The 21,424-nt window shown below is 63.2% G+C and carries 19 protein-coding genes; 10 read left to right on the top strand and 9 right to left on the bottom strand.

Translation table 11 applies throughout. From position 1 onward, the window contains the following. Nucleotides 1-196: 196 nt before the first annotated feature. From leuS to holA, 3 genes are all read left to right on the top strand, one after another. Nucleotides 197-2,833, top strand: coding sequence for a leucine--tRNA ligase (gene leuS / locus XH88_RS01080; RefSeq protein WP_271613572.1), 2,637 nt, complete (start codon nt 197-199; stop codon nt 2,831-2,833). Then, nucleotides 2,820-3,371 (top strand): LPS assembly lipoprotein LptE, encoded by a 552-nt coding sequence (locus XH88_RS01075; RefSeq protein ID WP_271613571.1) that lies wholly within the window; start codon nt 2,820-2,822, stop codon nt 3,369-3,371. The genes leuS and XH88_RS01075 overlap by 14 nt, the downstream gene beginning before the upstream one ends. 131 nt (nt 3,372-3,502) lie before the next feature. Further along, nucleotides 3,503-4,531 carry a DNA polymerase III subunit delta gene (gene holA / locus XH88_RS01070; protein ID WP_271613570.1) on the top strand — a complete coding sequence of 343 codons (1,029 nt, stop codon included), beginning with the start codon at nt 3,503-3,505 and terminating at the stop codon, nt 4,529-4,531. Between the two features lie 140 nt (nt 4,532-4,671). On the opposite strand, the gene XH88_RS01065 is transcribed toward holA, so the two are convergent. The 7 genes from XH88_RS01065 to hemJ all read right to left on the bottom strand — a co-directional run bounded on the left by XH88_RS01065 (nt 4,672) and on the right by hemJ (nt 13,301). Then, entirely contained in the window at nt 4,672-5,559 is an 888-nt protein-coding gene (locus XH88_RS01065; RefSeq protein ID WP_271613569.1) for a ParB/RepB/Spo0J family partition protein, read from the bottom strand. A 149-nt stretch (nt 5,560-5,708) separates the two neighbouring features. Beyond that, the gene (locus XH88_RS01060; RefSeq protein WP_271613568.1) at nt 5,709-6,575 is read right to left on the bottom strand and encodes a ParA family protein; all 867 of its coding nucleotides are present in this window, start codon (nt 6,573-6,575) and stop codon (nt 5,709-5,711) included. A 28-nt stretch (nt 6,576-6,603) separates the two neighbouring features. Continuing rightward, the gene (rsmG, locus tag XH88_RS01055) at nt 6,604-7,236 is read right to left on the bottom strand and encodes a 16S rRNA (guanine(527)-N(7))-methyltransferase RsmG (protein WP_271613624.1); all 633 of its coding nucleotides are present in this window, start codon (nt 7,234-7,236) and stop codon (nt 6,604-6,606) included. Between the two features lie 149 nt (nt 7,237-7,385). Beyond that, on the bottom strand, nt 7,386-9,266 hold the full coding sequence (gene mnmG / locus XH88_RS01050) for a tRNA uridine-5-carboxymethylaminomethyl(34) synthesis enzyme MnmG (protein WP_271613567.1): 1,881 nt from the start codon (nt 9,264-9,266) through the stop codon (nt 7,386-7,388). Nucleotides 9,267-9,688: 422 nt separating this feature from the next. After that, nucleotides 9,689-11,035, bottom strand: coding sequence for a tRNA uridine-5-carboxymethylaminomethyl(34) synthesis GTPase MnmE (mnmE, locus tag XH88_RS01045; RefSeq protein ID WP_271613566.1), 1,347 nt, complete (start codon nt 11,033-11,035; stop codon nt 9,689-9,691). 311 nt (nt 11,036-11,346) lie between these two features. Next, a complete protein-coding gene (gene rho, locus XH88_RS01040; RefSeq protein WP_271613565.1) occupies nt 11,347-12,612 on the bottom strand; it encodes a transcription termination factor Rho in 1,266 nt (421 codons plus the stop codon). Between the two features lie 254 nt (nt 12,613-12,866). Continuing rightward, the gene (gene hemJ / locus XH88_RS01035; RefSeq protein WP_271613564.1) at nt 12,867-13,301 is read right to left on the bottom strand and encodes a protoporphyrinogen oxidase HemJ; all 435 of its coding nucleotides are present in this window, start codon (nt 13,299-13,301) and stop codon (nt 12,867-12,869) included. A 460-nt stretch (nt 13,302-13,761) separates the two neighbouring features. Here hemJ and XH88_RS01030 point away from each other — a divergent pair, with 460 nt between their 5' ends. Genes XH88_RS01030 through dnaQ form a run of 4 tightly spaced genes read left to right on the top strand, consistent with a single transcriptional unit; the run spans nt 13,762 to nt 16,616 of the window. Continuing rightward, entirely contained in the window at nt 13,762-14,604 is an 843-nt protein-coding gene (locus XH88_RS01030; RefSeq protein ID WP_271613563.1) for a pyruvate, water dikinase regulatory protein, read from the top strand. Nucleotides 14,605-14,613: 9 nt separating this feature from the next. Continuing rightward, on the top strand, nt 14,614-15,222 hold the full coding sequence (locus tag XH88_RS01025; RefSeq protein ID WP_271613562.1) for a Maf family nucleotide pyrophosphatase: 609 nt from the start codon (nt 14,614-14,616) through the stop codon (nt 15,220-15,222). A 37-nt stretch (nt 15,223-15,259) separates the two neighbouring features. Beyond that, nucleotides 15,260-15,859, top strand: a complete 600-nt coding sequence (gene coaE / locus XH88_RS01020) for a dephospho-CoA kinase (protein WP_271613561.1) — start codon at nt 15,260-15,262, stop codon at nt 15,857-15,859. A gap of 40 nt (nt 15,860-15,899) precedes the next feature. Continuing rightward, a complete protein-coding gene (dnaQ, locus tag XH88_RS01015; RefSeq protein ID WP_271613560.1) occupies nt 15,900-16,616 on the top strand; it encodes a DNA polymerase III subunit epsilon in 717 nt (238 codons plus the stop codon). Here dnaQ and secB read toward each other — a convergent pair. After that, nucleotides 16,613-17,098, bottom strand: coding sequence for a protein-export chaperone SecB (gene secB / locus XH88_RS01010; RefSeq protein WP_209965116.1), 486 nt, complete (start codon nt 17,096-17,098; stop codon nt 16,613-16,615). The genes dnaQ and secB overlap by 4 nt on opposite strands. A 411-nt stretch (nt 17,099-17,509) precedes the next feature. Here secB and XH88_RS01005 point away from each other — a divergent pair, with 411 nt between their 5' ends. Genes XH88_RS01005 through XH88_RS00995 form a run of 3 tightly spaced genes read left to right on the top strand, consistent with a single transcriptional unit; the run spans nt 17,510 to nt 20,281 of the window. Beyond that, on the top strand, nt 17,510-18,214 hold the full coding sequence (locus tag XH88_RS01005; protein WP_271613559.1) for a Tim44/TimA family putative adaptor protein: 705 nt from the start codon (nt 17,510-17,512) through the stop codon (nt 18,212-18,214). Beyond that, nucleotides 18,192-19,691: a murein transglycosylase A gene (mltA, locus tag XH88_RS01000; protein WP_271613558.1), complete on the top strand. Its 1,500-nt coding sequence runs from the start codon at nt 18,192-18,194 to the stop codon at nt 19,689-19,691. The genes XH88_RS01005 and mltA overlap by 23 nt, the downstream gene beginning before the upstream one ends. Beyond that, nucleotides 19,688-20,281 carry a Smr/MutS family protein gene (locus XH88_RS00995; protein WP_271613557.1) on the top strand — a complete coding sequence of 198 codons (594 nt, stop codon included), beginning with the start codon at nt 19,688-19,690 and terminating at the stop codon, nt 20,279-20,281. The genes mltA and XH88_RS00995 overlap by 4 nt, the downstream gene beginning before the upstream one ends. On the opposite strand, the gene XH88_RS00990 is transcribed toward XH88_RS00995, so the two are convergent. Continuing rightward, the gene (locus tag XH88_RS00990) at nt 20,278-21,402 is read right to left on the bottom strand and encodes a hypothetical protein (RefSeq protein WP_271613556.1); all 1,125 of its coding nucleotides are present in this window, start codon (nt 21,400-21,402) and stop codon (nt 20,278-20,280) included. The genes XH88_RS00995 and XH88_RS00990 overlap by 4 nt on opposite strands. Nucleotides 21,403-21,424: the final 22 nt, after the last annotated feature.

The following is a 21,424-nucleotide window of genomic DNA, read 5'->3' as shown; positions in this document are numbered from 1 at the left end:
TGCCTGACGCGGGGTACCTTATTGGCGGCCAAACTCGCACCGACCCCTTAATCCGATCCCAATGCCCTCATCCGTACTTTTGCGGAGCAGCATTGCGGGCCACCAGTTCCGGCGGCAACCCATTGACCCCCCGAGGACTTCTATGGCCTAGTCCGGCCTCTTCAGGCCGCCGAAACCACGAAAACGCAACGATTCCATGACCTCCGAACGCTACAACGCCCGCGACGCCGAACCGCGCTGGCAGCGCATATGGGACGAACAGGCGATCTTCGTCTCGAAGAACGACGATTCGCGGCCGAAATATTATGTGCTGGAGATGTTCCCCTACCCCTCCGGGCGCATCCATATCGGCCATGTCCGCAATTACACGCTCGGCGACGTGCTGGCTCGCTTCATGCGCGCCAAGGGCTTCAACGTGCTGCACCCGATGGGCTGGGACGCCTTTGGACTGCCGGCCGAGAACGCCGCTATCGAGCGCAAGGTCGCGCCGAAGGCCTGGACCTACGACAACATCGCCGCGATGAAGAAACAGCTCCGCTCGATCGGGCTGTCGCTGGACTGGAGCCGCGAATTCGCGACCTGCGACCCCAGCTACTACAAGCATCAGCAGAAGATGTTTTTGGACATGCTCGCCGCGGGCCTCGCCGAGCGTGAGAAGCGCAAGCTCAATTGGGATCCGGTCGACATGACCGTGCTCGCCAACGAGCAGGTGATCGACGGCCGCGGCTGGCGCTCCGGTGCTGTCGTCGAACAGCGCGAGATGAGCCAGTGGGTCTTCAAGATCACGAAGTACTCGCAGGAATTGCTGTCGGCACTCGATGGGCTCGACCGCTGGCCCGACAAGGTGCGGCTGATGCAGCGCAATTGGATCGGCCGCTCCGAGGGGCTCTTGATCCGCTTCGCGCTGGATCAAGCGACGACGCCCGCCGGCGAGGCCGAGCTAAAGATCTTTACGACGCGCCCCGACACGCTGTTCGGCGCGAAGTTCATGGCGATCTCGGCGGATCATCCGCTGGCGCAGGCCGCAGCCGCGAAGAATCCGAAGCTTGCGGAGTTCATCGCCGACATCAAGAAGATCGGCACCGCGCAGTCGATCATCGACACCGCCGAGAAGCAGGGCTTTGATACCGGCATCAAGGCTGTTCATCCGTTCGACCCGAACTGGAAGCTGCCGGTCTATGTCGCCAATTTCGTGCTGATGGAATACGGCACGGGCGCGATCTTCGGCTGCCCCGCGCATGACCAGCGCGACCTCGACTTCGTCAATAAGTACGGCCTCGGCAATACGCCGGTGGTGTGCCCCGAGGGCCAGGATCCAAAATCCTTCGTCATCACCGACACTGCCTATGACGGTGACGGCCGCATGATCAATTCCCGCTTCCTCGACGGCATGACGATCGACGAGGCCAAGGAGGAAGTCGCAAAGCGCCTGGAAAGCGAGATACGCGGCAATGCGCCGGTCGGCGAGCGTCAGGTCAATTTCCGCCTGCGCGACTGGGGCATTTCGCGCCAGCGCTATTGGGGCTGCCCGATTCCCGTCATCCACTGTCCGACGTGCGACGTGGTACCGGTGCCGGATGACCAGTTGCCGGTGGTCCTGCCGGAAGACGTGAGCTTCGACAGGCCGGGCAATGCGCTCGACCATCACCCGACCTGGAAGCACGTCACCTGCCCCAAATGCGGCGGCAAGGCTCAGCGCGAAACCGACACCATGGACACCTTCGTGGATTCGTCCTGGTACTTCGCGCGCTTCACCGACCCCTGGAACGCGACCGCACCGACGACGCCCGCCATTGCGAACCGGATGCTGCCGGTCGACCAGTATATCGGCGGCGTCGAGCACGCGATCCTGCATCTGCTCTACAGCCGCTTCTTCACTCGCGCCATGAAGGCGACCGGACACATCGCGCTGGACGAGCCGTTCGCGGGCATGTTCACGCAGGGCATGGTGGTGCACGAGACCTATCAGAAGGCCGACGGCAACTGGGTGCAGCCGGCCGAGGTGAAGATCGAGGTCGGCGGCAATGGCCGCCGCGCGACCTTGCTCAGCACCGGCGAGGACGTCACGATCGGCCCGATCGAGAAGATGTCGAAGTCGAAGAAGAACACGGTCGACCCCGACGACATTATCGCGACCTATGGCGCCGACGTCGCCCGCTGGTTCATGCTGTCGGACTCCCCGCCCGACCGTGACGTGATCTGGAGCGACGAGCGCGTGCAAGGCGCCTCGCGCTTCGTGCAGCGGCTATGGCGGTTGGTGAGCGATGCCGCGGACCTCGGCAAGGCTGCCCCGGCAGCTCGGCCGGCCTCGTTCGGTGACGACGCGACCGCCTTGCGCAAGGCCGCCCATGGCGCGCTCGACAAGGTCACATCGGGCATCGAGCGGCTCCACTTCAACGTCTGCCTCGCCCATATCCGCGAGTTCACCAACACGTTTTCGGAGGTGCTCCAGCGCCTCGGCCAGTCGGCGGCGGATCTCGCTCCGGATTTGGCCTGGGCGATCCGGGAGGCCAGCCAGATCCTGGTCCAGCTGTTCTCCCCGATGATGCCGCATCTGGCCGAGGAGTGCTGGCAGGTTCTGGGCCAGCCCGGACTGGCTTCAGAGGCCGATTGGCCGCAAATCGAACGCGATTTGCTGGTTGAAGACAGCGTGACCCTGGTGGTCCAGGTCAACGGCAAAAAGCGGGGTGAGGTCACGGTTGCAACAGCGGCCCAGAATCCGGAAATCGAGGCTGCCGCTTTGGCCCTCGATGCTGTAAAACTGGCCCTGGACGGCAAGCCCGTCCGCAAGGTGATTATTGTCCCCAAGAGGATCGTGAATGTTGTCGGCTAGGATCCGCATCGCAGCCCGATTGCTGGCAGTCGCCGCGTTGGCGGCGACGACGGCCGGCTGCTTCCAGCCGATGTATGCCGAGCATACCGACGGCACCCCGGGCCTGCGTGAAAAGCTGATGGGCGTTGAGCTGCCGCCAATCCCCAAGGCCAACGCCTCGCGCGAAGCCCGCGTCGGCGTCGAGGTCCGCAATGCCCTCGCGTTCAAGCTCTACGGCTCGGCAACGGGCATGCCGCCGACTCATCGGCTGGATATCCGTTTCACCTCCAGCAGGACGTCGTTGATCGTCGATCCAGCCACCGGCCTGCCGAACACAGAGAACTACGGCATCGACTGCCAGTACAATCTGATCGAGGTCGCGACTGGCAAGTCGGTGATGACCGGCACCACCTTCTCGCGGGTGTCGTACGACCTGCCCGGCTCCTACCAGCGTTTTGCCCGCAACCGCGCGGTGCGTGACGCCGAGGATCGTGCCGCCAACGAGATCGCCGAGAACATCAACACCCGGCTCGCCGCGTTCTTCACCGCCGGAACGTAACAACTTTCCGTCATTCCGGGGCACGCATAGCGTGAGCCCGGAATCTCGATCCCCAACCTCTGGTTTCTCAGGTGCGCAATTGCCTACTGTAGTTCTCGCTTTGCGAGCCCCGGAATGACGGTCTAGGCCCGATGGTCGCGCTGCGCGGAAAAGAGATCGACGCCTTCCTCGCTCGCCCCGATTCGAGCCGGCCGATCGTCCTGCTTTATGGTCCTGATGCCGGCCTGGTGCGCGAGCGCGCCGACGCGCTGATTGCCTCCGCCGTCGATGATCCCAACGATCCATTCTCGCTTGTCAAACTCGACGGTGACGAGCTCTCCGCCGAACCGTCGCGCCTGGTCGACGAAGCCATGACCGTACCGCTGTTCGGCGGTCGCCGCGCCATTCGCATTCGCGCGGGATCGCGCAGCTTTGCTGCCGGCGTCGACACGCTGGCCGAGATGAGCGTGAAGGATTGCCGCATCGTGATCGAGGCCGGCGAGCTGCGCCCGGAATCGCCGCTGCGCAAGGCATGCGAGAAGGCCAGGACCGCCGTGGCGATCGGCTGCTATCCCGACACCGAGCGCGATTTGGCGAAGCTGATGGAGGAAGAGCTTCGCATCGCGAACTTACGCATCGCCCAGGACGCCCGCGCCGCGCTGATGTCGTTCCTCGGCGGCGACCGCCAGGCCTCGCGCAACGAGCTGCGCAAGCTCACGCTCTATGCTCACGGCAAAGGCGAGATCACGCTGGATGACGTGATGTCCGTCGTTGCCGATGCGTCCGAGCTCAAGCTCGATCCGATCGTTGACGGCGCTTTCGCCGGCCGGCCCGACATCGTCGAGACCGAATTCGCCAAGGCCATGATCGCCGGCACTTATCCCGGCGTGATCATCTCGGCCGCGCAGCGCCAGGCCGCGTGGCTGCACAAATCCGCGCTTGCGATTGCCGACGGCACGCCGGCCTCCGCCGTGCTCGACGGCGGATTCCCGCGGCTGCATTTTTCACGAAAGCCCGCAGTAGAGACCGCGCTGCGTAACTTCAGCGTGGCAAAGCTCGCCGCTGTCATCGAGCAGCTCGCAACCGCTGCGCTCGACACCCGCAAGCAATCCACGCTCGCCGCCACCATCGCCCAGCGCGCGCTGATGGCGATTGCCGTGAATGCAAGGCGGCGGGGGTAGGACCACACTCTGGCCCGTCATCGCGAGGAGCCCTTGCGACGAAGCAATCCAGAATCCCTCCGCGGAAAGACTCTGGATTGCTTCGCTTCGCTCGCGATGACGCGTGGAGAAAGTTCGCCTTAGCCAGGACGACAGCCGGGCTACAGCGCGCCCTTCGCCAGCCGCTTCATCACCTCGTCGAGCTGATCGAGGTTGCGATAATTGATCTGGACCGAGCCGCCGGGGTCGCGGTGATTGACGGTGACCTTGAGGCCGAGTGCGTCGCTGACGCGCTTCTCCAGGTCGATCGTATCAGGATCCTTCTCCTTGCCCCCGGTGCTGCGCGCCTTCTGCGGCTTGCGCTCCGGTACGCCCTCTTCATGCGCGAGCGCCTCGGCCTGGCGGACGTTGAGGCCTTCCTCGACGATGCGCTTGGCGGCAGCAAGAGGATCGGGCACGCCGATCAGCGCGCGGGCGTGACCCGCCGTCAGCTCGCCGGTGGCGATGAACGCCTGCACCTCGGCCGGCAGCTTGGTCAGCCGCATCATGTTGGCGACATGGCTGCGGCTCTTGCCGACGACTCTTGCGATATCTTCCTGGCTGCGTTTGAACTCGTTGGCGAGCGCGTGATAGCCCTGCGCCTCTTCCATCGGATTGAGGTCCTCGCGCTGCACGTTCTCGACGATCGCGAATTCCAGCGCATCGCTGTCGGAGATGTCGACCGGGACGATCGGCACTTCATGCAGGCCGGCCATCTGCGAGGCGCGCCAGCGCCGCTCGCCGGCGATGATCTCGTAGCGATCCTGTGCGCCCTTCACGGGACGCACCACGATCGGCTGGATCACGCCGTGCTGCTTGATGGACTCGGAGAGCTCCTTGAGCTCGGCGTCCGAAAAAGTCCGGCGCGGATTGCGCGGATTGGCCTTGATGAACTCGATCGGCACCTTGCGCTGCGCGCGCGGACGGTCGACGTGCTGGGCCTCGCCGCCGACGTCACCGATCAGACTTGCAAGACCCCGGCCCAGTCGCGAACGCGCTTCATCCGCCATCGCCAGCTCCCTTGGATTCACGCTGCAGCACTCCAGAACCTGAATTTTCGAAACTTGTAGGATGGGTAGAGCGAAGCGAAACCCATCGCCATCTGCGCTTGGGAGATGGGTTTCGCCGCGCTCTACCCATCCTACGGATCAACGTCCCGTCAATGCGTGACACGCAGTTCGCGCTCGCGCTGAATCACTTCGGTGGCAAGCCGCAAATAGGCTTCGCTGCCGACGCATTTGAGATCGTAGACCAGAACCGGCTTGCCGTAGGACGGCGCTTCCGAAATACGCACGTTACGCGGGATCATGGTCTTGTAGACCTTCTCGCCCATGAACTGACGGACGTCGGCGACGACCTGGTTCGAGAGGTTGTTACGCGAGTCGAACATGGTCAGCACGATGCCGTGGATCGACAGGTTCGGATTGAGGGTCGAGCGCACCTGCTCCACCGTCTGCAGCAATTGCGACAGACCTTCGAGCGCGAAGAACTCGCACTGGAGCGGCACCAGGATCGCGTCCGATGCAGCCATCGCATTCACGGTCAGCAGGTTCAGCGAGGGCGGGCAGTCGATCAATACATACGTGTAGTCCGATTCCGGCGAGACATTGTTGTTGAGCGCGCCGATCGCGTCGCGCAGCTTGAAGGCGCGGCCGGCCGTGGTGCCGAGCTCGAGCTCGAGGCCGGAGAGGTCCATGGTCGAGGGCGCGATGTGCAGCCGCGGCACCGCGGTGGACACCACTGCTTCCCGCAGAGGGGCTTCGCCGATCAGCACGTCATAGGTCGAGCAGGAACGGTTACGGCGATCGATGCCGAGGCCGGTCGAGGCGTTGCCCTGAGGATCGAGATCGACGATCAGGACGCGCTCGCCGATCGCGGCGAGTGCCGTTCCGAGGTTGATCGCTGTGGTTGTCTTCCCCACGCCGCCCTTCTGATTCGCCAGCGCCAGAATGCGCGGGTGGCCGTGCGGGACGTGCTCCGTCTCCTGGGCGGTCTGGTCTTGCTGCGGTTCGTCCATCACGGTCATCGAAATTCCCCACTCACCCCTGAGCGCCTCAGCCGCGCCGTTCAACCGAACCCAGTTCGACGATCCACCCGTCCCCTGTCCGGCTTCGGTGGAGCTGCGGCTGAATATTCCAATATTTAGCGGCCTCGGTCAATTCAGCCTCTACATCTTGACCCTTCGGAAACAACGCCCTGGCGCCCTGGCGCATCAGCGGCTCCGCAAAGCCGATGAGTTGATGTAGAGGAGCCAATGCGCGCGCGGTGACGCAATCGACGGGACCGGTGATTCTATCCACATTATCCCCGATCTCAGCGAGATGTACGACTCCCGGAGATGCGGTGACGCGGATTGCTTCGCGCAAAAACGCGGCCTTCTTGGCGATGCGCTCGACGAGATGCACGCACGCGCCCGGTATGCCAGCCATGGCGCAGGCAAGGACGACGCCGGGGAAGCCGCCGCCGCTGCCGAGGTCGGCCCAACGCTTTGCTGACGGCGCGAGATCGACGAGCTGAAGCGAGTCGGCGATGTGCCGGGTCCAGAGGTGGGGCAGGGTCGATGGAGCCACCAAGTTGGTTTTGGCCTGCCACTCCCGGAGCAGCGCGATGTAGCGGTCGAGCCGGACCTCCGTTTCATGTGAAACGGGCGCCAGCTTCAGCGCGGCGCGCTTGTCGGCAGCGATGATGGAATCGAGTGCCTGGTCGTTGGCACTCGCCTTATCGATCCTTGGTCGGGTCGGCGCCGGCTCCGGGCGGTGACGACCGCCCTCGCCCGCTCCAGGTCGTCGCGATAGCGGTCTGTCCCCGCCCGGTCCGCGCTGTTTCACGTGAAACCCTATGCGATGGCCTTGGACATCTTGCGCGCCTCGCGGCGAAGATAGGCTGCGAGAATGCCGAGGGCCGCTGGCGTCATGCCGTCGATGCGGCCGGCCTGACCGACGGTGAAGGGCCGCGCCTTTTCGAGCTTGGCTCGCACCTCATTGGAGAGACCGGGGACGAGGCTGTAGTCGACCTCCGACAGCACCATCCCCTCGTCCCGCCTGAAGGCTTCGACATCGGCGCTCTGGCGCTCCAGATAGACGTCGTATTTGGCGTCGATCTCGAGATGGGCGGCGATCACGGGATCAATCACAGACAGCTCCGGCCAGATGGCGCGGACCTGGCTCCAGCCGATGTCCGGGTAGGCCATCAGCTCGAAGGCTGAGCGACGCTGGCCATCCCGGTTCAGGGACAGTCCGTGCTTGATCGCTTCGTTCGGCGTGATGGTCAGAGACTTCGACAGGGTCCGGGCGGCGTTCAGAGCGCCCATCTTGGTGCGATGATGCCGGATCCGGGCAGTGCCGACACAGCCCAGGGCGATCCCCTTCTCGGTCAGGCGCTGGTCGGCATTGTCCGCCCGCAAGGTCAGCCGGTATTCGGCGCGCGAGGTGAACATCCGATACGGCTCGCTGATCCCGCGGGTGACGAGATCGTCGATCATCACGCCGAGATAGCCGTCGGCGCGGTCGAACACCGTCAGTGCAGCACCACTGGCAGAGAGCGCCGCATTGAGGCCGGCCACGATGCCCTGCCCGGCGGCCTCCTCATATCCGGTGGTGCCATTGATCTGCCCGGCCAGGAAGAGACCGCGCAGACGCTTGGTCTGCAGGGTCGGATCGAGCTCCCTGGGATCGATGTGATCGTACTCGATGGCATAACCGGGTCGGACCATCCTGACCCGCTCAAGGCCCGGGATGCTGGCGAGGATCGCGAGCTGGACCTCCTCCGGCAGCGAGGTCGAGATGCCGTTGGGATAGACCGTCGTATCGTCCAACCCCTCCGGCTCCAGAAAGATCTGATGTCCATCGCGATCGCCGAAGCGGACGATCTTGTCCTCGATCGAGGGGCAATAGCGGGGACCGGAGCTCTTGATCTGGCCAGAGTACATCGGGGAGCGATGGACATTGGCGCGGATCACTTCATGGGTCGCGGAGGTGGTCCGGGTGATGCCGCACTGGATCTGCGGGGTCGTGATCCGCTTGATCATCACCGAAAATGGTTCCGGCGGTTCGTCTCCGGGCTGCATCTCAACGGCGGACCAGTCGATCGTGGTGCCGTCCAGGCGCGGCGGCGTACCGGTCTTGAGCCGCCCGAGCGTGAACCCGGCACGCTCAAAGGAGGCCGATAGGCCCATCGCAGGGGCCTCGCCGACCCGGCCGGCGGGCCAGTTCTTCTCACCGAGATGGATCAGACCACGAAGGAAGGTGCCGGTGGTGACGACGACAGCCCCTGCCCGGAGCTCCCGGCCGTCGGCCAGGCGCAGTCCATTCACCCGGCCATCGACCACGATCAGTTCGTCGGCCTCGCCTTCGATCACGGAAAGGCCCGCAGTCTCCTGGATCGCGGTCTGCATGGCGGCGGCGTAGAGCTTCCGGTCGGCCTGGGCCCGGGGACCACGCACAGCGGGACCCTTCCGGCGATTGAGGACGCGAAACTGGATGCCACCGGCATCGCCAACCCGACCCATCAGACCATCGAGCGCATCGACCTCGCGGACCAGATGGCCCTTGCCAAGGCCGCCGATGGCAGGATTGCAGGACATCGCGCCAACGGTGGAGAAGCGATGTGTTACCAGAGCGGTCGCCGCCCCAACGCGGGCAGAGGCAGCCGCAGCCTCACAGCCGGCATGGCCGCCGCCAATGACGATGACGTCGAAACTCTCTGGCTCTGGTGGCATGGGCGGACTTCTAACTCAGAGGTACGAAAGCCGGAAGTAGAAACTGATGGGACCAATGTTTCACGTGAAACGAGCGCCCGCTGGTTTCACATAAAACAACCCCATGCACAGTAGGAGGAGCGTTGGAATTGTTGCTGTTTCACGTGAAACAGAGTGGTGGCGCAACGGAGATAGATAATGTGAGCTGTTGAACAGGACTCTCGCCGCAACGTCGGTTATGCGCGCGCAGCGACGCAGTCCAGCCCTCGGAGCCGCCTAGACTCCCTCGTCGAGGGGCTCCTCGCAATGAGCGAGGATAGGAACGACCACCGAGCCATGTCGGCGAAGACGGTGATGTTTCACGTGAAACGGGCGGGCACTGGTTGTTTCACGTGGAGCACAAGAAACGGAACAAGCACTAGTTTTACAATGTAGAACCAGCGCTACTTTCCGACACAGAATTTCTGAAAGATGGCCCCAAGGACGTCTTCGACGTCCACCCGGCCGAGCAAACGCCCCAGAGCATAAGCAGCTGCGCGCAGCTCTTCGGCGGCGAGTTCCTCGCCCTCTTCTATAAGCTCCAGACTCCGGCGCAAGCTGTCCGACGCTTGAGCCAACAGATCTCGCTGGCGGGCCCGGGTGACCAATGCGCCCTCATTGGTTCCGAAGAACTCGGTCGCGAATTTCACAATGGCCTCGACCAGCTCGGGAATGCCATCGCCACGGCTCGCCGAGATTCCGAACTCGCCCCCCGGTCCGGCTGCCCCCAAATCAATCTTGTTGCGCACGATCCAGACCGTCCCGTCCCCCCGGTCGCTGTCTCCGGATTTCCGAAGTGACCGCATCGCGTCCGGATCAGCTGCGGCCGCTCCCTCCACCAACCACAGCACCAGATCGGCATCTTCGGCCCGCGCCCTCGCCCGCCGGACACCTTCCTGCTCGACGGGATCATCGGTCTCGCGAATCCCGGCGGTGTCGATGACCGTGACCGGATAGCCATCGAGATCGAGCTGCACCTCGATCACGTCGCGCGTGGTGCCGGCATGCGGCGAGACGATCGCGACCTCGCGGCGAGCGAGCTGATTCATCAAGGTCGACTTGCCGACATTCGGCTCGCCGGCGATCGCAACCACCAGGCCGTGGCGCAGGCGTTCGGAATGTCCCTGCGTCGCAAGGACCTTTGCGATTTCATCGTGCAGCGCCTTGATCGCCTTGGTCGCCGGCGCCCTCAATTCCGCGGGCACATCGCCTTCATCGGAAAAATCGATTCCGGCCTCGATCAGCGCCGACGCCTCGATGATGCGCTCGCGCCAGTCGCGTGCGCGATCGCCGAGCAGGCCCTGCAACTGTCGCAGCGCCTGCCGCCGCTGACGGTCGGTGTCGGCATGAATGAGATCATCAAGCCCCTCCGCCTCCGTGAGATCGAGCTTGCCGTTCTCGAAGGCCCGCCGGGTGAACTCGCCGGGCTCGGCCGCGCGCGTATTCGGAATAGCAGAAATAGCCGCAAGGAGCGCGGCGAGCACCGCGCGACCGCCATGGACGTGAAATTCGGCGACGTCCTCGCCGGTCGTACTGCCCGGCCCCGGAAACCAAAGCACGACCGAATCGTCGATCGGCTGGCCCGTGGCGTCATGCAGCAACAGCCGGCTGGCCTGCCGCGGCGCCGGCTGCCTGCCCGCGAGCGCTGTCAGGACCTGACCGGCTTGCGCGCCCGAGACGCGCACCACGGCGATCGCGCTCGGCGGACGGCCGGATGACAGCGCAAAGATGGTCTGGTCTCGCGGGTGCATGGCCTATTTGTCCGGCTGGCGAGGAAAAGGCAAACGGCCTGCTTGAACACTGACCGTTCACATTTGCTGCGCTTCGGATCGCAGCAAAACGAATATTGCAGTGCAAAAGAGCATGCAGCATTTGCTGCGAAATTTCCTCTCGCTCACAGCGTCGGGCGGCGTAAAGTCAAGTATTAGTGAGAGGTATCAATGGGATAAAGGATTGCCCGTAACCTGCCCCGATGATCCGCTATGCTGCACTTCTCCTGCAGCAATGCCGCACAAAAAGAAAGGGCGCCCGAAGGCGCCCTCAAAACCTTATTGCACTGCACTCAGGTGTTCATGGAGTCAAAGAACTCCGCATTGCTCTTGGTTGAGCGCAGCTTGTCGAGCAGGAAGTCGATCGCATCCATCGTGCCCATCGGGTTGAGGATGCGGCGCAGCACGTACATCTTCTTGAGCACCTGAGGATCGGTGATGAGCTCCTCCTTACGGGTGCCGGAGCGCGAGATGTCGATTGCCGGGAAGGTGCGCTTGTCCGAGACCTTGCGGTCGAGGATCAGTTCCGAGTTACCGGTGCCCTTGAACTCTTCGAAGATGACCTCGTCCATACGGCTGCCGGTATCGACCAGCGCGGTCGCGATGATCGTCAGCGAGCCGCCCTCCTCGATGTTGCGGGCCGCACCGAAGAAGCGCTTCGGCCGCTGCAGCGCGTTCGCATCCACACCGCCGGTCAGCACCTTGCCGGATGACGGCACCACCGTGTTGTAGGCACGGCCGAGGCGCGTGATCGAATCGAGCAGGATCACGACGTCGCGGCCATGCTCGACGAGGCGCTTGGCTTTCTCGATCACCATCTCGGCGACCTGGACGTGACGCACGGCCGGTTCGTCGAAGGTCGACGACACCACCTCGCCCTTCACCGAGCGCTGCATGTCCGTGACTTCTTCCGGACGCTCGTCGATCAAGAGCACGATCAGATAGCAGTCCGGATGATTGGCCGTGATCGAATGCGCGATGTTCTGCATCAGCACGGTCTTACCGGTGCGCGGCGGCGCCACGATCAATGCGCGCTGGCCCTTGCCGATCGGCGCGACGATGTCGATCACGCGTGCGGACAGGTCTTTCCGCGTCGGATCGTCGATTTCCATGCGGAAGCGCTGATTCGGAAACAGCGGCGTGAGGTTGTCGAAATTGACCTTGTGCTTGGCCTTTTCCGGATCCTCGAAGTTGAGCGTATTGACCTTCAGCAGCGCGAAATAGCGTTCGCCCTCTTTCGGGCTGCGAATGTGGCCTTCGATGGTGTCGCCGGTGCGCAGGCCGAAACGGCGGATCTGCGAGGGCGAAACGTAGATGTCGTCCGGACCCGGCAGATAATTGGCATCGGGCGAGCGGAGGAAGCCGAAACCGTCGGAGAGCACCTCGACGACGCCTTCGCCGACGATGTCGGTTTCAGCGAGTGCAAGCTGTTTCAAGATGGCGAACAGCAGCTCCTGCTTGCGCATGGTGCTGGCATTCTCGACCCCATTCTCTTCCGCGAACGAGACGAGCTCGGCCGGCGTCTTCGACTTGAGGTCCTGGAGTTTAATTTCCCGCATTGGGATGGTCCTGTGGGGTAACCTTGGAAAGGGGGTGCGAGGTGGCTCTGAAATGCGGACGCGAGCAGGTGCAGGTAAGGTCCGCAGGTCTAGCAAGGTGAGTGCCGGTGGGGCTTCAAACCTGATGCGGTGTCCGGCCTCTGGAAAGCTCAGACACAACCACATCCGCCTGCGTTGGGTGGGATATCGATAATATAGAAAATCGCTTTCCACTCCGCAAGCCGAAGCGCTGAGCGATCGTTCGCGATTGCTGCCTAGAACGGCTTCACGATCACCATGATGACGATAATGATCATCAGGACGGTCGGCACCTCATTGATAATCCGGAAGAATTTCTGACTGTAGGGGCGCCGGTCGGCCGCAAATTCCTTCAGCCATCGGGAAAAAAAGCCGTGGACCGCGGACATCGCCAGGACCATTGCCAGTTTTACGTGCAGCCAGCCGAAGGTGAACCAATGGCCGGCCCAGGCGAGATAAAGCCCGGCGAGCCAGGTGACAATCATGGCGGGGTTGATGATCGCCTTGAGCAGGCGGCGTTCCATCACCTTGAAGGTTTCAGACTGTTTCGAGCCGATCTCGGCCTCGCAGTGATAAACGAACAGCCGCGGCAGATAGAGCATGCCGGCCATCCAGGACATCACCGCGATTACGTGCAGCGCCTTGATCCAGAGATAGACGTCTTCAAACATGTCCGGCGTCCGACTTTGCGCCCAGCGATCAGGCGGTCTGGGGATAGTAAGAACTCGTTAAGGTCTCACCTTCACACATATCCGTCCGTAGCGCCTTCCTCAAATCTAGAATCTTAGATTCTTAAAGGTTTGAGTCTGAGTGACCGTGGATTGGGCTCACGCAATTCCATCCGCGCGTTCGCGCGCGCTTGTTCACATCCATCAACATGTCCCGGACAGCCTGGGCCTGTTCAGATAAGCCGCCGCGCTTCAAAGGCTTGCGCCTTTCTGTCGGCAGCTTATCAAGGGGGTTGTCCGCGCAATCCCGCTTCCCGCCCGGGATGGCGCCGGACTTGTTCTGACGGGCAGTGGTGTGAAGAAAATCGGCACTTATCCCGCCCGTGATGTCGCGCATCCCTTTCCGAGGGGTTAAGCTCCACAGAAATCCACAAACCACCCAACGACATTCAAAAGAGTTTTTGTGCCGACCTCGAGCAATTATTTCCATCTGCATCTCGTCTCCGACTCCACCGGAGAGACGCTGATCACGGTCGCGCGCGCCGTCGCCGCGCAATACGCCAACGTCACGCCGGTCGAGCACGTCTATCCGCTCGTGCGCAGCCAGAAGCAGCTTGACCGCGTGCTCGACGAGATCGAGGAAGCGCCCGGCATCGTGCTGTTCACGTTGCTGGAGAAGGACCTGGTGTCTAGGCTGGAGGACAAGTGCAAGGCGATCAATGTTCCGAGCCTCTCGATCATCGGCCCGGTCATGCAATTGTTCGAGGCCTATCTTGGCGCGGCGACCACGGGCCGTGTTGGCGCGCAGCACGTGCTCAACGCCGAATATTTCAAGCGCATCGATGCGCTGAACTACACGATGATCCATGACGACGGCCAACATGCCGAAGGCCTCGAGGAGGCCGACGTCGTGTTGGTCGGCGTGTCCCGCACCTCGAAGACGCCGACGTCGATCTATCTCGCCAATCGCGGCATCCGCACCGCCAATGTGCCCCTGGTTCCAGGCATTCCCGTGCCCGCACAGTTGGAGACGCTGACCCGGCCGCTGGTGGTGAGCCTGCACGCGACGCCGGAACGCCTGATCCAGATCCGCCAGAACCGTCTGCTCTCGATGGGCGCCGAATCGGGCAGCGACACCTATACCGACAAGCAATCGGTGACCGAGGAGGTGGCGTTTGCGCGCAAGCTGAGTGCCAAGCACGATTGGCCGCTGCTGGACGTCACGCGGCGCTCGATCGAGGAAACTGCGGCAGCGATCATGAAGCTCTACAGCGATCGCCAGCGCAACCGGCCTTCAGAACAATAAGTGGCGGCGATGAGTCTGTGGCGCGGTAGATCTCCGTTGATCCTGGCTTCGCAGAGCAGCGCACGAAAAACGCTGCTGGCGAATGCCGGACTCGAATTCGAGGCTGTTACCGCCGATATCGACGAGCGCGGCATTCAGGCCGCGTCCGGGCTTTCGAATCCGCGCGAGATCGGCCTGCTGCTGGCGCGCGAGAAAGCGAAAGCGGTCTCGGTCAATCGTCCCGGAAGCTATGTGATCGGTGCCGACCAGACGCTGGCCCTTGGCGACCGGCTGTTCAACAAGCCCGCCGGCCGGGCAGCGGCGTTGGCGCAATTGCGCGATCTCGCCGGCAACACTCATGAGCTGAATTCCGCCGTCGCGATGGCGCATGACGGCAAGATTGTCTTCGAGGAGGTGTCGGTCGCCCGCATGACGATGCGAGACATGACCGAGGCGGAGCTTTCATCCTATCTCTACGCCGCCGGCGATGCCGTAACCACCAGCGTCGGTGCCTATCAGCTCGAAGGCCTTGGCATCCATCTGTTCGAGCGGATCGAGGGCGACCATTTCACCATTCTCGGCCTGCCGCTGTTGCCGTTGCTTGCGTTCCTGCGGCGTGAGCGGCTAGTTGCGGTGTGACTGGCAGGGATGATTTTGCAGGGATGATTTTGCACTGATGCGGATACTCGGACTGACCGGCTCGATCGGGATGGGCAAATCCACCACCGCGAAATTGTTCGCGGAGGCCGGCGTGCCCGTCTACGACGCCGATGCCGCCGTCCATCAGCTCTATGAAGGCGAGGCCGCGCCCGCCATCGAGGCCGCCTTTCCCGGCACCACGGCAAACGGCAAGGTCGACCGGCAGAGACTGTCGGCGCGCGTGGTGCATGACCAGGCCGCGATCAAGCAGCTCGAGCAGATCGTCCATCCGATGCTCGGCGCTTCCAGGCAAAAATTCTTTGCCGATGCGGAAGCGGCCAAGGCACCGGTCGTGGTCCTCGACATTCCGCTGCTGTTCGAAACCGGCGGCGAGAAACGCGTCGATGCCGTGGTCGTGGTCTCGACCTCGCCGGAATTGCAGCGCGAGCGCGTGCTGGCACGGGGAACCATGGATGAGGCCAAGTTGGAGGCCATCATCGCCAAGCAGATGCCGGACGCCGAAAAACGCAAGCGGGCTGATTTCGTAGTGGATACGTCACACGGACTTGAGCCGGTGCGCGCGCAAATCACGCACATCCTGGCCGAGGTCGTTAAGATGCCGCAGCGGCGGGCCTGATTCGCCCACTTGCACGGCTTCCTGCACGGCGTCCCAAATCATGCGTGAAATCGTTCTCGATACCGAAACCACCGGCCTCGATCCGCTTCGCGGCGATCGGCTGGTCGAAATCGGTTGTGTCGAGATCTTCAACCGGATGCCGACAGGGCAGACGTACCACGTCTATATCAACCCCGAACGCGATATGCCGGCGGAAGCCTTCGCGGTGCACGGGCTGTCGGCCGAGTTTCTGTCGACCAAGCCTCTGTTCCACGAGATCGTCGACGAGTTTCTGGAATTCATTGGCGATGCGCCGCTGGTGATCCACAACGCCTCGTTCGACATCAGCTTCATCAATGCCGAGCTCGACCGGATCAAGCGTGCCGCGATTCCGCGCGAGCGGCTGGTCGATACGTTGCTGCTGGCGCGGCGCAAGCATCCCGGCGTGTCGAACCGGCTCGACGATCTCTGCTCGCGTTATTCGATCGACAATTCACACCGCACCAAGCACGGCGCGCTGCTCGATTCCGAACTGCTTGCGGAGGTCTATGTCGATCTGGTCGGAGCGCGGCAGTCGCAGCTTCTGCTGGCGTCGGAAGCCCAGGAGATTCGTATCAATGCCGCCGGCGATGCGCCGCGGCGGCAGCGCTTGGTGCCGCTGGCGCCGCGGGTAACGGACGCCGAGCGGGAGGCCCATCGGGCTTTCATCGCAACGATGGGCGACAAGGCAATCTGGAACGAGTACCTCGCCGCTCCGACCGCCCTTCCGGCTGGTTAAGCCTGTCCGGCCTGACCCTGGGCGGCCATCTGCCGCTCCATGTTCTGGCGATAGAGACCGACGAAATCGACCGGGTCGAGCATGAGTGGCGGGAACCCGCCGTCGCGCACAGCGGTCGCGATGATCTCGCGGGCGAACGGGAACAACAGGCGCGGGCACTCGATCATGACCAGCGGATGCAGGTTCTCCTTCGGCACGTTCGCGATGCGGAACACGCCGGCATAAGCGAGTTCGAACGAGAACATCACCTTGCCCGCGGTCTCGGCCTTGCCTTCGACCGACAGCGTCACCTCGAATTCGGTTTCGCTGAGATTATTGGCGCCGACGTTGATCTGAATATTGATCTGGGGCGGCTGGCTCTGCGGCTGGAGCGAGCTCGGCGCGTTCGGATTTTCGAACGAGAGGTCCTTGGTATATTGCGCCAGCACATTGAGCTGGGGAGCCTGGGCCGCCTCGGGAGGGGTGCCGTTACCGTTGGTCATCAGAGTGTCTCCTTACCCGATTGGGGCTGAATTTCGCGGCGGTTGGCTAACATAGGGCTGCCTCATTCCACAAGGACGAACGGCTTCGCAGGGGCAATCCCGGCCACACCCGCAACTATGACGTTTGACCAGCCCAGAGCACCAATAGCACGTTAAATCCTTGAAGATGCGCGATTTCCACCCATGATCGGGTTTCCCCTTAAGCATAAAACGCGCTACACTTGCGGCTGTGCCAAAAGGCGCCATTGGCTGGGCCAAGTTTCGTGCCTACATCCGGGCGGACATGACGCGCGGGCCTAAAATGGTGATGTCATCTTGCCGTTCGGGTATGGAACGGTCTACTGGCCGGATCGATTTTCCCGGCAGCGACCTCAAAGCAGACCTGAGTTTAAGACCAGAAAGCGATCCGACGTGGACATCTACACCATCATCTTCCTAGCGCTGGCGGTCTTTATTTTCCTGCGGCTGCGCAGCGTGCTGGGGCAGCGAACCGGCAATGAGCGGCCGCCGTTCGACCGCACCGCTCGCAATGCGCTCGGGGGTGCCCCGGACAAGAACGTCGTAACGATGCCGGGCAAGGTGATCGACCAGCCGCCGCTCGCGCCCACAGCCGAGCCGGCCCCGCCCTCCGACCGCTGGAAGGGCCTGGCCGAGCCCGGCACCGCACTCGCTCAAGGCTTCGACGCCATCGTCGACAAGGATTCCACCTTCGACCCGCGTCATTTCCTCTCAGGCGCACGGGGCGCCTATGAGATGATCGTGCTGGCCTTTGCCAATGGCGACCGCCGCGCGCTCCGCGACCTCTTGTCCTCTGACGTCTATGAGAGTTTCGACGCCGCGATCAGGGAACGCGAGAAGAACGAGCAGAAGACCGAGACCCGCTTCGTCTCGATCGACAAGGCCGAGCTCGTCGGCGCCGAGCTGCGCGACCGTACGGCACAGCTGACCGTGCGCTTCGTCTCGCAGATGATCTCGGTCACCCGTGACAGGGCCGGCAACATTGTCGATGGCAACGCCGACAAGGTCGCCGACATCACCGACATCTGGACTTTCGCCCGCGACATCACCTCTCGCGATCCGAACTGGAAGCTGGTTGGCACCGGAAGCGCGAATTAAGAATCTTCTGAAGAACGGCGCGACGACGCTTTGCGCAGGCCTCGTCGTGCTGGCTTCGTTTTCCCTTGGCGCCGAGGCTGCGCGGCGCCACTACCGCAGCCATCATCATCGTCTCCCCGAAGCGGCCGCGATCCCGCCGCGCGCGCTGCCCTATCCTCAGCTGCCTCTCCCGTTCGAGATTCCCGGTGCGCAATATCTGCCGCTGGCCTGGGCCGACGTGAAGGGCTGGAGCGATGACGATCATCTCGCCGCGTACAAGACCTTTCGCGCCAGCTGCCGTTCGATCAACGCGCAGACCGCTGCGCCCGAGCCGAAAGCACTGGGCGGCTCATTGAGCGAGCCCTGCCGCGTTGCCAAGACGCTCGACGTGACCGACGATTCCAAGGCAAAGGCCTTCTTCGAGGAGAATTTTTCGCCGCTGCGCATTTCGCGCCTTGGCGAGCCCGACGGCTTCGTCACCGGCTATTACGAGCCGGTGCTGGAGGGATCGCGCACGCAGACCGAGGTCTACAACGTCCCGGTCTACCGCCGCCCCTCCAACCTGTTCGTGCGTGGCTTCAATCAGGCCTCGGTCAGCCTGCCCAACAAGGGCCCGGTCTATCGCAAGATCGGCCGCCGCAAGCTGGTGCCCTATTACGACCGTGGCGAGATCGAGGACGGCAAGATCGCCGGCCGTGGGCTGGAGATCGCCTGGCTGAAGGACCCGACCGATCTCTTGTTCGCCCAGATCCAGGGCTCGGCGCGGATCAAGTTCGACGACGGCAGCACCATCCGTCTCAACTACGATTCGTATAACGGCTATCCCTACACCGCCGTCGGGCGTGTCCTGATCGAGCGCGGCATCATTCCGAAGGAAGAGATGTCGATGCAGAAGATCAGGGAGTGGATGGCGCAGAATCCCGACGGCGCAAAGGAGCTGCGGCGGCAGAACCGGTCCTATATCTTCTTCCACGAGGTCAACCTGTCCGACAAGGACGAAGCGGTGGGTGCGCAAGGCATCCCGCTTACCGCCGGCCGGTCGATCGCGGTCGACAAGTCGCTGCACGTCTACGGCACGCCGTTCTTCATTGAAGGCGAGCTGCCTATCGAGTCCGACCGCGCCAAGACGCCGTTCCATCGCCTGATGATCGCGCAGGACACCGGCTCGGCCATCATCGGCCCGGCTCGCGCTGATCTCTATTTTGGGGCCGGCGCTGAAGCCGGCCGCCTGTCGGGCCGGCTGCGCCATCCCATGCATTTCGTCATGCTGGTGCCGAAGAGCCTCGATCCCGGCGTGCGCGCGGCGCGGCTGCCGGTGCCGGACCCGCGGCCGTCGGAGAAGATCGCAAAACTGTTTCCGCAGGGCAATTCCGCCAAGGACCCGAAGGGCGAGACCGTGGCCATTGCCGGCCCAGTGCCGTTGCCGGCGCCGCGTCCTGTGATAGAGCCTGTCCGCGAACCGCGCAGGCATATGAAAAGTCGTTCCCACCAGCAATGAAGCGATCGTCCCGTCCGCCCGTGCTGGATCCGCCGCGCCCCTCGCCGCGCCGTCGTGCGCTCAGCGAGGAAGACCGCGAGCTGTGGGACCTCGTCGCAAAACAAGTCAAGCCGCTGCGCAAGCATCGCGCGACGAAGGTGCACGGCGCGTCGCGCACCGAGCCTGCGCCCGCAGCGCTAGTTGCAAAGCCCGCACCATCGCCGCGGTCGTTGGCTGCGACTCCAGCCCCGTGTCCATCCAAGCCGGCGATGCCGCCGCTCGCCCCGCTCGGCAAGCGCGAGCGCACAAAACTGTCGCGTGGCCGCAGCGAGATCGAGGCGCGGCTTGATCTGCACGGCATGACGCAGGCGCGCGCGCATCGCGCCCTGACCGGTTTCCTGCATCGCGCCCATCACGACGGCCTGACCTTTGTGCTCGTCATCACCGGCAAAGGCCGCAGCGGCGGCGAAAGTGGCGTGCTGCGCCGGCAGGTGCCGGAATGGCTGAGCCTGCCGGAATTCCGCGCCTTCGTGGTCGGCTTCGAGGAAGCCGCGATCGGCCATGGCGGCGAGGGCGCGCTTTATGTGCGGATCCGGCGGGCCCGCTACTAGAACGGCCGAACGATTCCAACTCGCGGGATCAGGGTGAGGATCAGCCCAAAGATGTTGGTCCTCTGATCCTCCCCCGGAATCAGTGCCGTCTCCTGCTTTGCCGGCAGCATCTTCACCGCGTGCAGGATCAGGAACATGCAGACCGCCCAGTTCGAGATCCAGCGCGAATAGTCGAACACCATCGCGAACATCACGAGATAGGCGAGGCTGACGCCGACCAGGGCCGCAATGACGAGCCTGCGGTGAGTCTCGCTCGCGAGTGCACCGATCAGTTTCGCAAAATAACGCCACAGCGGCGTGTGCAGCCAGATCAGCAGGGCGAACACGGGCATGCCGAGGCTGTTGTGCGGCAGCCAAGCCCAGGTGTCCGTAATTTCCTTCGCCAGCGGTTGATACCAGATATAGGCGAATTGCAGGAGATCGTTCCGTGAGGGATCGGCCATCCGGGTCTTCAAGTAAGCGACGAAATCGGCTTCCGGGATCGGCATCGTCCCCAGGAACTGCGCGGCGAAGAACAGCGCGGACACCAGAACGAAAGCGATGCAGCCAAAGGCGACGTTGCCGCGATTGAGGCCGTAGGCGAGATAATGCCTGGTCACGACGATGGTGATGATCGTCGGCACATACATCAAGAGATGAATGTGGTGGATCAGGACGAGAATGATCGAGAACAGCGCCGCCGTCGCCACGAACAGCAATGAGTCCGCCGGCATCAAGAGCAGGATGATCGCGAGCGCGCAGCCATAGATGTCGAAATGGCCGAGCGTGTGCATGAAGTTCTTGAAGAAGAACGGCGAGCCCGCGATGAAGACGAACAGTGGCAGCGTCTTCGCCGTGAAGCCGAACGTCTTCTGAAACAGTCTTGCGTAGAGGCCGAGCGTCATCAGCCATGCCGCCCCGCCGAGCGCGAACACCAGCCAGACCGGCACCTTGTCGGTGAACAGCGCGACGATCGCCCCGATCAGCGCGCGCTTGATGAAACCGAAATGGTAGTCGACGAGGAGATGGATATAGGGGACGTAAGGCGGCAGCTGGATCTTGTGCACGAAGACGCCGGCGATCACCGCCGCGTTGATCGCGAGCAGAAGTCGCCAGGGGTTTTGCAGGATGCGCGCGGTCACGCCGCATCCATAGCGCGGCAGG

Source organism: Bradyrhizobium sp. CCBAU 51627 (assembly GCF_028128765.1).
Taxonomy (GTDB): Bacteria; Pseudomonadota; Alphaproteobacteria; order Rhizobiales; family Xanthobacteraceae; genus Bradyrhizobium.
The sequence above is the reverse complement of the archived record's forward strand: the minus strand, read 5'-3'. Positions and strand labels throughout refer to the sequence as shown.

Excerpts from the sequence above, each read along its gene's own strand:
- rho (WP_271613565.1), bottom strand. The coding sequence starts at position 12,612 with ATGCGGGAAATTAAACTCCAGGACCTCAAGTCGAAGACGCCGGCCGAG.
- coaE (WP_271613561.1), top strand. The coding sequence starts at position 15,260 with ATGCGGATACTCGGACTGACCGGCTCGATCGGGATGGGCAAATCCACC.
- XH88_RS01060 (WP_271613568.1), bottom strand. The coding sequence starts at position 6,575 with ATGACCGTGATGGACGAACCGCAGCAAGACCAGACCGCCCAGGAGACG.
- XH88_RS00995 (WP_271613557.1), top strand. The coding sequence starts at position 19,688 with ATGAAGCGATCGTCCCGTCCGCCCGTGCTGGATCCGCCGCGCCCCTCG.
- XH88_RS01075 (WP_271613571.1), top strand. The coding sequence starts at position 2,820 with ATGTTGTCGGCTAGGATCCGCATCGCAGCCCGATTGCTGGCAGTCGCC.
- XH88_RS01065 (WP_271613569.1), bottom strand. The coding sequence starts at position 5,559 with ATGGCGGATGAAGCGCGTTCGCGACTGGGCCGGGGTCTTGCAAGTCTG.
- dnaQ (WP_271613560.1), top strand. The coding sequence starts at position 15,900 with ATGCGTGAAATCGTTCTCGATACCGAAACCACCGGCCTCGATCCGCTT.
- secB (WP_209965116.1), bottom strand. The coding sequence starts at position 17,098 with ATGACCAACGGTAACGGCACCCCTCCCGAGGCGGCCCAGGCTCCCCAG.
- XH88_RS01025 (WP_271613562.1), top strand. The coding sequence starts at position 14,614 with ATGAGTCTGTGGCGCGGTAGATCTCCGTTGATCCTGGCTTCGCAGAGC.
- leuS (WP_271613572.1), top strand. The coding sequence starts at position 197 with ATGACCTCCGAACGCTACAACGCCCGCGACGCCGAACCGCGCTGGCAG.
- hemJ (WP_271613564.1), bottom strand. The coding sequence starts at position 13,301 with ATGTTTGAAGACGTCTATCTCTGGATCAAGGCGCTGCACGTAATCGCG.
- holA (WP_271613570.1), top strand. The coding sequence starts at position 3,503 with ATGGTCGCGCTGCGCGGAAAAGAGATCGACGCCTTCCTCGCTCGCCCC.
- mnmG (WP_271613567.1), bottom strand. The coding sequence starts at position 9,266 with ATGCCACCAGAGCCAGAGAGTTTCGACGTCATCGTCATTGGCGGCGGC.
- mnmE (WP_271613566.1), bottom strand. The coding sequence starts at position 11,035 with ATGCACCCGCGAGACCAGACCATCTTTGCGCTGTCATCCGGCCGTCCG.